Here is a 12,095-nt window from a genome sequence, read left to right on the forward strand (position 1 = left end):
GATGGTCCCATGTCCAGCAGCCCACGCGTTCCCCTCGGTCCGGTCTCCGCCGACCCCTTGGGCACGCTCGGCGAGACGGTGTCCGAGCTCCTGCGCACCTGGTCGGGTGCGCTCGACCCGATCCGGCCGGGCGACGACGCCATCGAGCAGCTCGCCGGCATGAACGACGCGGGCGTGGTCCGCGTCCTCGACCAGCTGGGTGCGGTGCAGCACGTGGTCGAGGTCCTGGCAGCACGTGTCATGGGCTCGGTGTCCGAGCGCTCCCGCGGCGGCATCGTCGGCCACGACCCGTTGGCCCGCAGCCACGGGTATGCGACGCCGGCCGTCATGCTCTCGGAGCGGTGGCGCATCCCTCGCGGACGCGCCGCCACCATCACCTCGGTCGCCCAGGCGATCACCCCCAAGCGCGCCCTCACCGGCGACGTCATCGAATGCGACCGCCCCGAGATCGCCGCGGCCATCGAACCCCGGCCCGCCGCCGACGCCCCCTGCCTGCCGCTGTCCGAAGGCGACAACTCGACCTGCACCGTCGACCACGACGAGGCGGCCGCCCCATCCGGCTTCGTCCGATCCGCACTCAGCGTCGAGGGCGCGGGCATCCTGCTGCGCGAGCTGCGACTGGTGGGCTCCGGTGTCGACGACGAACGCGTCCACCGCGCCGTCAGCGCCGGCATCGAGCACTGCGACGGTGCACCGCTCGCCGAGGTCAGCAGCCTCGCCAAGCTCGTCCGCACCAGCCTCGACCAAGACGGCCCCGTGCCGCGCGAGATCGCGCTCCGGAAGCAGCAGCGCTGCACCCTCCGCGAACTCCCCGACGGTATGACCGAGCTCCGCGCCTTCCTCGCGCCCGAGGCGGCGGGATGGGTCCGCGCGACGATGGACGCCGTCGTCGGCAAACAGCTGCGGCAGGTCCGGTTCGTCGATCCCTCCGATGAAACGGCCGCGGCGGCAGCAACCAACAGTGAGCTGCCCTCAGCCGATCCCCTCGACGACGCCTACGTTCCGGCCGCAGAGATGCCAGACACCCGCACGATGGACGAACGCCGGGTCGAGGCCCTCGTCGGGGTCTTCCGTCACGCCGCGGGTTGCGAGTCGGCCGTCATGGAACTGGCGCCCGTCTCCCTCATCATCCGCATGGACGAACCCGATCTGGCCGACGACGGCCAATGGTCCGACGGCAAGGCCTACATCGACGGCGTCTCTGAACCGATCTCCGCCGGCACCGCACGGTGCATGGCGGCCGATGGCCGGGTCATCCCGATGGTGCTCGGCGGGCCTTCGCAGGTACTCGACCTCGGAGTTGGCACACGGTTGTTCACCAAGGGGCAGAAGATGGCCCTCGCCGAGCGCGATGGCGGGTGTGCCTGGACCGGCTGTACCCATCCACCGTCGTATACCGAGGCCCATCACCTCGTCTGGTGGTCACGAGGCGGACCGACCGACCTGTCCAACGGCATCCTGCTGTGCAGCTTCCATCACCATCGCATCCACAACGACGGATGGGAGGTCATCGTGCGCGACCACGTGCCCTGGTTCATCCCGCCCGCGCACATCGATCCGCATCGCATTCCACGACGCGGCGGCAAGCCGAGGCTGCGCGCTGCGTGACGTGCTCAGCACGACCGGACGATTATCTTGACGTCAACCCAATCCACGCGGCCGGACGCTCCGAAGCACTGTTTCCGGTCATTTTCGTTACCCGAACGCGCAAATGGCCGGCGCGCATGGCCTGGGCCAAGCGGTCCCGGCACGTGCGACCGGGCGGAGTGCAGCAATGGAGCTGCCGCTCCGCCTTCCTCTCCCGCTGGGCTCGAACGAAGAACTCTCCCGTAAGCCCTTCGACGAGCTCAGGGACCGGCGGGGCGGTATCGGTCACTGAGCCTGTCGAAGTGCACACGAGAAACCTTGCCCTTCGACAAGCTCAGGGACCGGGGAAGCGCTCAGGGACCGGGGGAAGCGTTCCGGAACGGAGACCGGTCATTGAGCTTGTCGAAATGCACCACGGACGACCTTCCCGATCGGACCAGTCACCCGGAAGACTCTTCGACAAGCTCAGGCGCGTCAGGGCACCCGGCGGCAGCACGAAGCCCCGCCCTCGACCGGAGTCGAGGACGGGGCTTCGCAGGGTGAGACTAGGCCGTGACCTGCGCGCCCTTGCGGCGAGCAGCTGCGAACAGCATGCCCGCAGCACCGAGGAGCAGCAGTGCGGCGGCGCCACCGACGAGGACACCCGAGTCCGAGCCGGTGTCAGCCAGCGTCGGGACCGGAGCGCCAGCGGCGACCGGGTCAGCGATGACGGCGATCGCGTCCTCGGCGAAGACACCCGCGCTGTCAGTTACGCGGAAGGTGTACGTACCGACCTGGATGCCCTCGCCCACGAAGGTGAGGTTCTCAGCGGCAAAGCCACCGTCTGCGCCGGCGATGACCGTGTCGCCACCGTCAGCGGAGCCGAAGACCTCGCCGTTGGGGTCGATGACGGCGATCGTCAGGGTGTCACCCGGGGTGAAGCCCGTGACGGTCACCTTGAAGCCTGCACCACCGGGACGGACGTCGGAGAAGTAGATCGTGTCGGGGTCGACGACCACCAGGGGGTCGAAGACCGGAGCGACGACCGGAGCGGCGAAGTTGTAGTTGTCGCCGTTGAAGGAGATCGTCTGGACGACGTCGTCGCCACCTGCGATGACGAGCACACCGAAGGCGAGCAGGTCGAAGCTTCCGAGCGCGGTGCTCAGGTCAGCGATGGACGTCGGCGTGTTCGCGGCGATGCCCGCGATGTCATCGCTGCTCGCGACCCAGTTGCCGGTGAGGCCCGCTGCGCCCGGGTTCTCGGGACGAAGCGTGGTGAAGCTCGTGGTCACACCGGTCTCGGCGTAGACCGGGATCTGGAAGTAGGCCAGGTTGTTCGTCGACACGACTCCAGCCGTCGCCGCGATCGTCGCGAAGGTGGCGGTCGTCCCGTTGACGGCCAGCGGAGCTGCGAGGCCGTTGATGATCTGTGACGGACCGGTCATGTCGAGCCCGGCCTCGGTGACGACTGCGTCAGCGCCGGGCGGGGTGGTCGAGCCGGGAAGGCCGTAGCCTTCGTGCCAGCCGGTGTACACCGTCTCGTTGGCAGCGACCTGGTCATCGGTGACCTGGATCTCAGCTGCGGACGCGGGTCCGGCGAGGAGGAGGGTGGATCCGGCGACAACTGCGAGGCCGGTGGCGAGAGCCGCAGCGCGGCGTGACGTCTTCAAATTCACTGAGGTGAGTACTTTCGTCTAGGGGTCCGACAGGCGCGACGTACCTGTTGGTTTTCTGAGACTAAGTGGATTCTCAGGGAAAGTTAATAGGGGGAACCACTCATTCTTTTGTCCTCAGGAGGGGGGACATGAGAACGAGAGTTCCTCGACCGCCCTTCGACAAGCTCAGGGACCGGGAGAGGGACTCGCGGAACAGGAGCGGGCGACGAACACCGGTCACTGAGCCTGTCGAAGTGCACACGAGAGCCCCTCCCTTCGACAAGCTCAGGGACCGGCGAGGGTGGCTCAGGGACCGGCGGAAGGACCCAGGGAACAGCTTCGGTCACTGAGCCTGTCGAAGTGCGCGCGCGGAAGTCCGCCGATCGAACAGGTCGCCCGTGGGCCCTTCGACAAGCTCAGGGACCAGCGGGGTCGCTCAGGGACCAGCGAGGTCGCTCAGGGACCGGAGGCGGGACTCAGCGACGAGACGAGTCGGAGCGCCGGGACTACGCCAGGGCGGCGACCGTCTGGCGGGCGATCTCGAGTTCCTCGTTCGTGGGGACGACGAGGACGGTCACCGGGGAGTCGTCCGTCGAGATCACCCGGATGCCACGCGCACGCTCAGCGTTGCGGTCCTCGTCAAGGATGATGCCGAGCCCCTCGAGCCCCTGCACCGCACCCGCACGGATCAACGGCGCGTTCTCACCGACACCGGCGGTGAACACGACGACGTCGAGACCACCGAGGACCGCGAGGTATGCGCCGAGGTAGTGCCGCAAGCGGTGGACGGTCACGTCGAGCGCGAGCTGCGCCGCTTCATCACCCTTCGACGCCGACTCGGTGACGTCGCGCATGTCTCCGGTCCCCGACAGCCCCAGCAGACCACTGCGGCGGTTGAGCAGCGTGTCGAGCTCGTCGAACCCGAGCCCAGCCTTGCGATGCAGGTGGAACAGCACCGCGGGGTCGAGGTCGCCGGAGCGCGTCCCCATGACGAGTCCTTCGAGCGGCGTCATGCCCATCGACGTGTCGACCGAGCGGCCGCCGTCGATCGCGCACGCCGACGCACCGTTGCCGAGGTGGAAGACGATCTGCTTCAGCTCACCGAGCGGACGGTCGAGGAACGCCGCAGCCGCCTCCGACACGAACTTGTGCGACGTGCCATGGAAGCCGTACCGACGCACGCGGTGCTTCGCGGCGAGCTCCGCATCGATGGCGTACGTGTACGCCGCTGCCGGGATGGTCTGGTGGAACGCCGTGTCGAACACCGCCACGTGCGGGACGTCGGGGAACGCGACCTGTGCCGCGTTGATGCCCTGCAGGTTCGCCGGGTTGTGCAGCGGAGCGAGCTCGGAGATGTCCTCGATGTTGATCTTCACGAGGTCCGTCACGACGGTCGGCTCGAAGAAGCGCTTCCCACCGTGCACCACCCGGTGGCCGACCGCGATCGGCGCATGCTCGTCGAGCGACGGCCCGTGCTCGGCGAACGCGTCGAGCATGACCCGGAACCCGGCCGTGTGGTCGGGGATCTCACGCTCGATGACCCAGCGTTCCTCGATGGGCGGCGCCGTCGCGCCGGCCGCGTCCGGGAGGTAGGACCGGTGCTCGGCGGCACCCGTCGCGTCGCCGATGCGTTCGACGAGTCCGCTGGCGAGCGTCCGCTCCGTCTCGACATCGATGAGCTGGTACTTGAACGACGAGGAACCGGAGTTCACCACGAGGACGGTGGGCATGTGTGTCTGAACCTATTCCTGTTCCTGCGCCTGGATGGCGGTGATCGCGACGGTGTTGACGATGTCCTGCACGAGCGCACCGCGCGACAGGTCGTTGATCGGCTTGTTGAGCCCCTGCAGCACCGGACCGATCGCGACGGCACCCGCGGAACGCTGCACCGCCTTGTACGTGTTGTTGCCGGTGTTGAGGTCGGGGAAGATGAACACCGTCGCGCGGCCGGCGACCTGCGAGTCGGGCATCTTCGTCGCGGCGACCGCGGCATCGGCGGCGGCGTCGTACTGGATCGGCCCCTCGACGAGGAGGTCAGGCCGACGCTCGCGCACCTGCCGGGTCGCTGAGCGGACCTTCTCGACGTCGGCGCCCGCACCGGAGTCACCGGTGGAGTACGACAGCATCGCGATGCGCTGCTCGATCCCGAACTGCTCCGCCGTCTCGGCCGAGGAGATCGCGATGTCGGCGAGCTGGGCGTCGGTCGGGTCGGGGTTGACCGCGCAGTCGCCGTAGACGAGCACGCGGTCGGCGAGCGCCATGAGGAACACGCTCGACACCACGGAGACGCCGGGCTTCGTCTTGATGATCTCGAACGACGGCCGGATGGTGTGCGCCGTCGTGTGGGCGGCGCCCGAGACCATGCCGTCGGCGAGCCCGAGGTGCACCATCATCGTGCCGAAGTAGGAGACGTCGGTGACGGCGTCGCTCGCCATGTCGATCGTGACGCCCTTGTGGGCCCGCAACCGGGCGTACTCCTCGGCGAACTTGAGGCGCAGGACCGCGTCGAAGGGGCTGACGATGGTCGCCTTGCTGAGGTCGATGCCGAGCTCGATGGCGCGTGACCGCACCTCGATCTCCTCACCGAGGATGGTGAGGTCGGCGACCTCGCGGGCGAGGAGGGTGCCGGCCGCGCGGAGGATGCGGTCATCGTCGCCCTCGGGCAGCACGATGTGCTTGCGGTTCGACCGCGCACGCTCCAGCAGCCCGTACTCGAACATGAGGGGCGTCACGACGTCGGCACGCGCCACGTTGAGCAGCTCGAGCAGGAGCGGTGCGTCGACGTTCTGCTCGAACAGCGCGAGCGCGGTGTCGTACTTCCGCTGCGAGTCGGCGGCGAGACGGCCACGGGTGTTCATGACCCGGACCGCGGTGTCGTAGGTGCCGAGGTCGGTGCTGACGATCGGCGGGATCTCACCGAGACCGGAGATGAGTTCCTCCACGACCTCGGGGAGCGGGAACCCGCCGTTGAGCACGATGCCCGCGATGGACGGGAACGTGCCGGAGGCGTTGGCCATGAGCGCGGCGAGCAGCACCTCCGTGCGGTCTGCCGGGATCACGATGACGGATCCCTCGGTGATGCGCGGGAGCACGTTCACCATGGACATGCCCGCCACGACGACGCCGAGCGCCTCGCGTGTGAGCAGCTCCTCGCTGCCCTTCACGAGGGTGCCGTCGACGGCCTCGAGGATGCTGTCCATCGTCGGGGCGATGAGGAAGGTGTCTTCGGGGATCGCCCAGACGGGGACCATCGCGGCACCGGCGGCGTGGCCGGCCGGGGCGACAACGGACCCGTTCGCGGAGCCGTTCGGGTGGATCGCGTCGCTGATCGCGGCGGTGATCTCGAGGAGCTTGTCGGGATCGGCGCGGTTCGCGACCACGGCGAGCAACTGGGCGTGCGCGTCGGCGAGCTCCCCCAGGGCGAGTTCGGCGATGTTGCGCATGTCGTCGGGGGTGCGCGCGACGGACTGGCCGAGCTGCTCCCCCGCACCCTGACCGGCCCGACCACCGAGCACGAGCAGGACGGGTGCGCCGAGGTTGGTGGCGATCCGCGCGTTGTAGCCGAGTTCCGTCGGGCTGCCGACGTCGGTGTAGTCGGACCCGAGGATCACGACCGCGTCGCACTGCGCCTCGATGTGCTTGTACCGCTGGACGATGCGCGAGAGCGCCGCCTCGGGATCGGTGTGCACGTCGTCGTAGCTGACGCCGATGCAGTCTTCGTAGGCGAGGTCGACGCCGTCGTGCTCGAGCAGCAGCTGGAGCACGTAGTCGGGTTTCGTGGTGGACCGTGCGATGGGGCGGAACACCCCGATCCGCTCGATCTGATGGCTCAGGGTGTCGAGGACCCCGAGGGCCACCGTCGACTTCCCGGAGTGTCCTTCGGCAGAGATGATGTAAATGCTTCGCGCCACGGTTTCCAGCCTACGGGGGCGGGCTCTGCGGGGGCTGGGTAAGCGCACAATGTCGTGGTGCTCTGGCGGACGGGCGCGAGAGCAGGAGATCGGCGCGAGCGCAGGAGGATCCGGCGCCGGACGTCCTGCTGCCGGGCGGATGTCCTGCTGCGGCGGCGCGGGGCCGATCGTGCAGGGCCGGAGACAGACACCGCAGGCACCGCGGGCACGAAAAGACTCCCCGCGCACCCGCCAGAGCCCGGTTACCCTTGCTGCGTTTCCGCCCTGGGGGAGTTGGCCTGGATGGCGCCACGCGGGGAGCCGTCACCTAGTGTACCCGAGCCGCGACCGGGTTGCGTACGCCCCGGTTGAGGCGTTGACTGGCGGATCTGGGACCACTGGCCCCAGACCACCGATCGACCGCCGTCCCCACGAACGGGCGGCGCTTCGACCAGGACCGCATCGAACGAGAGGACTCACATGACCGACGTCGTCATCGCCGGAGGACACGGACAGATCGCCCTGCACCTGCAGCGACTGCTCGCCGAAGCAGGACACTCCCCCGCCGGCATCATCCGCAACCCCGAGCAGGTGGGCGAGCTCCAGGGCATCGGCTCCCGCGCCATCGTCCTCGACCTCGAGCACTCCTCGGCAGCCGAACTCGCCGACGAACTCGCCGGAGCCGACGTCGTCGTGTTCGCGGCGGGAGCCGGCCCGAACAGCGGCGCCGACCGCAAGCTCACCCTCGACCGCGACGGCGCCATCCTCCTCGCCGAGGCCGCCGAGCTCGCCAAGGTCCCGCGCTACATCATGGTGTCCGCGATGAGCACCGACGACTTCGACCCGGAGTCGGACGACGTGTTCCAGGTCTACCTGCGGGCGAAGTCCGAGGCCGACGCCGACCTCCGCGGGCGCGACCTCGACTGGACGATCGTCCGTCCGGGCGGCCTGACCGACGACGCCCCGACCGGCACGATCACCGCCGCGACGACCACCGACCGCGGCTCGATCCCGCGCGCCGACGTCGCCGCCGTGCTGTTCGCGTTGATCGAGTCGGGCGCTGCGTCCCGCACGCAGTTCGAGGTCATCGGTGGCGAGACCCCGATCCGCGAGGCGCTCGCGTCGCTGTAGGTCCCTGTACCTCGACAGGCTCGGTGAACGGATCCCCGTTCCCGGGCCTGTCGTCGTCTCCGTCAGACCCGGTCCCTGAGCCTGTCGAAGTGCACACGGGACACCCCACCCTTCGACAAGCTCAGGGACCGTGGAGGGCTTCAGGGACCGGAACGGGGACGGGCAACGAACACCGGTCACTGAGCCTGTCGAAGTGCACACGGGACACCCCACCCTTCGACAAGCTCAGGGACCGGACAGGGTTTCAGGGACCGGAACGGAGCCGGGCAACGAACACCGGTCACTGAGCCTGTCGAAGTGCACACGGGACGCCCTGCCCTTCGACAAGCTCAGGGACCGGAGAGGGTTTCAGGGACCGGAACGGAGCCGGGCAACGAACACCGGTCACTGAGCCTGTCGAAGTGCACACGGGACGCCCTGCCCTTCGACAAGCTCAGGGACCGGAGAGGGTTTCAGGGACCTGAGAGGGTTTCAGGGACCGGAGAGGGTTTCAGGGACCGGAAGACGTCTCACCGACCGGGTACGTGCTCAGTGCTCGGGCCCACACAACCGATGCGGGTGCGGGCTCCGAAGAGTTCCCTGACCCGCACCGGCACCGTGTGCGCGCGACCTGGCGCACATATGGAGTTCCTGTGGGCGACACGTCCAGGGGTGTTACCTGTTCGTTATCAGTCCTAGGATCGGGCAACGGGTTCCGGCCCGGACGATGTACGCAGCGCGACGGAGGCCGACGATGGACCAACGCTACGACCCCGCGTTCCAACGCGGACACACCGACGAGCGCACGCGCCCGAACGTCGGTGACAGCGGCCGCCGCAGCCACCTCGCCTCGCTCGAGGAGATCGCCCCGCAGCTCATCCAGCCGCCCACCGACGGTCGCCCCGTCCGCCCGCCGACCGACGACCGGTTCGACGACGGCCCGCGCGCCCAGCCGTCCCGCGGCATGCCCTCGCAGACCGACCGTCGCGTCCACCCGTTCGAAGCCCGGACCGGCGACGCCGCCGCGGTCGCCGATCAGCCTGGGGTGGCAGGTCCCGACGCGCAGCAGACCCAGCTCGACCAGCAGCGGTACGAGGAGTACCTCGACGCCGTCGACGCCCATCGCGTCCGCGCCGTCGTCTGGGAACGGGTCCTCTGGATCGTCGGTGTCGTCTTCACGCTCGGCGGCGGCGTGGGGCTGTGGCAGTCGTTCACCCTGCTCTACCGCGGGTTCGTCGGCGACAGCGGCCCGACCGACAACTACCTCTGGATGCAGTTCCTCGGAGCACTCGCCCCGACCCTCATCACGATCGGCCTCGCCACCATCGTCGCGCTGCTGTTCAAGCGCATGCTCGACCACGACCGCAGGAGCCGACCATGACCGAGCAGAGCAACACGAGCCGCGCCCCACGGGACACCGTCGCCGAACTGAAGCCGGCACTGAACGCCGAGGAGTTCCAGGTGCTGGCCGAGCGCATCCTCGACAACGTCGAGCGCGTACTCGACGGCAAGCCGTTCGCCGCGAGGATGGCCCTCATCGTCATGCTCGCCGAGGGTCACCTGCTCATCGAGGACGTGCCCGGCGTCGGCAAGACCGTCCTCGCGAAGGCCCTCGCCGCGTCCGTCGGCAGCACCGTCCGCCGCATCCAGTTCACGCCCGACCTGCTCCCGTCCGACGTCACGGGCGTCTCGATCTTCAACCAGGTCGACCGCGAGTTCGAGTTCAAGCCCGGCGCGGTGTTCGCCAACATCGTCATCGCCGACGAGATCAACCGCTCCTCGCCGAAGACCCAGTCGGCGTTGCTCGAGTCGATGGAGGAGCGTCAGGTCACGGTCGACGGCGAGACGCACGCCCTGCCGTCGCCGTTCACGGTCGTCGCCACGCAGAACCCGCTCGAGATGGAGGGCACCTACGCCCTGCCGGAGGCCCAACGCGACCGCTTCATGGCGCGCATCTCGATGGGATACCCCGACGCGTCAGCGGAACTCGCGATGCTCCGCCAGCGTGACACGGTCAACCCGCTCGACACCATCGGACCGGTCGCCTCACGCGGCGACGTCGAGCGCCTCATCGCCTGGGCCCGCGGTGTCTTCGTGTCGCCGATCGTCGAGCAGTACTGCGTCTCGCTCGTGCAGGCGACCCGCGTGCACCCCGAACTCCGGCTCGGCGCGAGCCCGCGCGCCACCCTGCAGCTCGTCCGCGCGGCCAAGGTGCTCGCCGCGCTCGACGGCCGCGAGTTCGTCCTGCCCGACGACATCGACCAGCTGCTCGCACCGGTCCTCGCCCACCGGCTCATCCCCACCCGCCGCGCGGTGAGCGCCCACGACCGCTCAGGCGTCCAGGCGGTCTCCGAGGTGCTCGTCGAGCTGCTGGAGCGGACGCCCGTGCCGCACTCCGGACGCACCGAGCTGAGGTCCTGATCCGATGGCCCCGCACCGCGACCGCCGGATCGCCGTGATCCGGCACCGGAGGTCCTGAGCCCATGAAGCGTCGCGTGCCGTTGACGAGACGCGCGGTCGGCGTGCTCATCGCGGCCGGCATGTGCCTGATCTTCGCGCGCGGGATCGGCTCGCCGGAGTTGCTCGCAGCGGCCGGCCTGCTCGTCGCGCTCGTCGCCGCCAGCTTCGGCGCGGTCTACCTCGAGCGACCGTCGCTCCGGGTCGATCGCACCACCCGGCCCGACCTCGTCGCGGTCGGCGGCCGGATCTCCGTCGAGGTCACGATCGCCGAGACGAGCGCGCTCCCCCACGTCCACACGGAGTGGAAGGACCGCGTGCCGGCCGGGCTCGCCGGCAGCCCCGAGGGGACCCTGCCGAGTACCGGCGTCGCGGGCATCGGATCGCGCCGTCGGACGGCCGAGTACACCGTGACGGCGCTGCGTCGAGGAGAACACGACCTCGGCCCGCTCGGGCTGACCGTGAGCGACCCGTTCGGACTCGTCGTCCGTCGTCGCGACGTGGGCGGGACGCATGCGGTCGTCGTCCTGCCGGAGGTCGTGGTCCTGCCGGAGATCCCCGCACTCACGGCCAGCCGCGACGGTTCCACGCGCCCGTCGTCGCTGCACGTCGGCGCCGGCGAGGACGACATCATCGCCCGTCCCTACCTGCCGGGGGACGCGATCCGCCGACTGCACTGGCGGGCGAGCGCGCACCACGGTGAGCTGATGGTGCGGCAGGAGGAGCAGCGCAACGACCCCGAGGCGACCGTCCTCCTCGACACCGCCGCAGCCCACTGGGCCTGGCCCGACGACGATCCGTCGTACCTGCCGGCGTTCGAGCAGGCCGTGTCGCTGGCGGCCTCGATCACCGCCCACCTCGTCGACGCCGACTACCGCGTCAATCTGGTCGGTGCCGGCACCGAGGAGCTCTCACGCGAGATCAGTGCGAGATCCACGGCTGGTGGACTGCGGTCCACTCCGGTGGGCGACATGGGCGACGCACTCGCCCGCGGCGGACAGCACCTCGAGGAGGACGACCTCGACGCCGCCCTGCTCGACCTGGCCCTCCTGCGTCCGTCGGTCCGGCCCGATCGGTTCCTCGACCTCTCACCCGTCATCGCCGCGCGCCGGTCGCAACCGGTCATCGCGATCCTCGGCGACGTCGAGGAGGGCGACCTCGGCGAGCTGACCGCGGTCGCGCACCTGTCACCACTCCCCGTCGCACTCCTCCCGGCCGGCGCGCGGCGTCGGTCCATCGAGCTCCTGAAGTCCGCGGGCTGGCGCTGCCACGTCGGCGAGCGCGGCGCATCGTTCCAGGCGCTGTGGTCCGGCACGAGCGGTCCGGCGACCACCACGCTGGCTCCGCAGTCGGCCGGCCGTGGTGGTCGGGGCGGCCAGGGCGGCCGCCGGGGTGCCGGAGGTGCGTATGTCCGTCG

Annotated in this window: 8 protein-coding genes and 1 other RNA gene; 5 read left to right on the forward strand and 4 right to left on the reverse strand. The window is 69.5% G+C overall.

Going from position 1 to position 12,095, the window contains the following annotated elements:
- Window positions 1-9: 9 nt before the first annotated feature.
- Window positions 10-1,608, forward strand: coding sequence for an HNH endonuclease signature motif containing protein (locus IFT89_RS12655; RefSeq protein ID WP_202939126.1), 1,599 nt, complete (start codon window positions 10-12; stop codon window positions 1,606-1,608).
- A 524-nt stretch (window positions 1,609-2,132) separates the two neighbouring features.
- On the opposite strand, the gene IFT89_RS12660 is transcribed toward IFT89_RS12655, so the two are convergent.
- The 4 genes from IFT89_RS12660 to ffs all read right to left on the reverse strand — a co-directional run bounded on the left by IFT89_RS12660 (window position 2,133) and on the right by ffs (window position 7,437).
- Window positions 2,133-3,236, reverse strand: coding sequence for a hypothetical protein (locus IFT89_RS12660; RefSeq protein ID WP_213014265.1), 1,104 nt, complete (start codon window positions 3,234-3,236; stop codon window positions 2,133-2,135).
- Between the two features lie 491 nt (window positions 3,237-3,727).
- The gene (locus IFT89_RS12665; RefSeq protein WP_202939128.1) at window positions 3,728-4,951 is read right to left on the reverse strand and encodes an acetate/propionate family kinase; all 1,224 of its coding nucleotides are present in this window, start codon (window positions 4,949-4,951) and stop codon (window positions 3,728-3,730) included.
- A 12-nt stretch (window positions 4,952-4,963) separates the two neighbouring features.
- Window positions 4,964-7,132, reverse strand: coding sequence for a phosphate acetyltransferase (pta, locus tag IFT89_RS12670; RefSeq protein ID WP_064296374.1), 2,169 nt, complete (start codon window positions 7,130-7,132; stop codon window positions 4,964-4,966).
- A 208-nt stretch (window positions 7,133-7,340) separates the two neighbouring features.
- Window positions 7,341-7,437, reverse strand: an RNA gene (gene ffs / locus IFT89_RS12675) — signal recognition particle sRNA small type.
- A gap of 154 nt (window positions 7,438-7,591) precedes the next feature.
- Between ffs and IFT89_RS12680 the strand changes: the two genes are divergently transcribed.
- From IFT89_RS12680 to IFT89_RS12695, 4 genes are all read left to right on the forward strand, one after another.
- Complete coding sequence (locus tag IFT89_RS12680) at window positions 7,592-8,242, forward strand: SDR family oxidoreductase (RefSeq protein WP_202939129.1); 651 nt, start codon at window positions 7,592-7,594, stop codon at window positions 8,240-8,242.
- Window positions 8,243-8,975: 733 nt separating this feature from the next.
- Window positions 8,976-9,602: a hypothetical protein gene (locus IFT89_RS12685; protein WP_137243760.1), complete on the forward strand. Its 627-nt coding sequence runs from the start codon at window positions 8,976-8,978 to the stop codon at window positions 9,600-9,602.
- Window positions 9,599-10,642, forward strand: a complete 1,044-nt coding sequence (locus IFT89_RS12690; RefSeq protein WP_086475010.1) for an AAA family ATPase — start codon at window positions 9,599-9,601, stop codon at window positions 10,640-10,642. Before IFT89_RS12685 ends, IFT89_RS12690 begins: the two co-directional genes overlap by 4 nt.
- A 62-nt stretch (window positions 10,643-10,704) precedes the next feature.
- The coding region (locus IFT89_RS12695; RefSeq protein ID WP_202939130.1) for a DUF58 domain-containing protein at window positions 10,705-12,095 on the forward strand (1,391 nt) is incomplete at its 3' end.

Source organism: Plantibacter sp. CFBP 13570, from assembly GCF_014841395.1.
Classification (GTDB): Bacteria; Actinomycetota; Actinomycetes; order Actinomycetales; family Microbacteriaceae; genus Plantibacter; species Plantibacter auratus.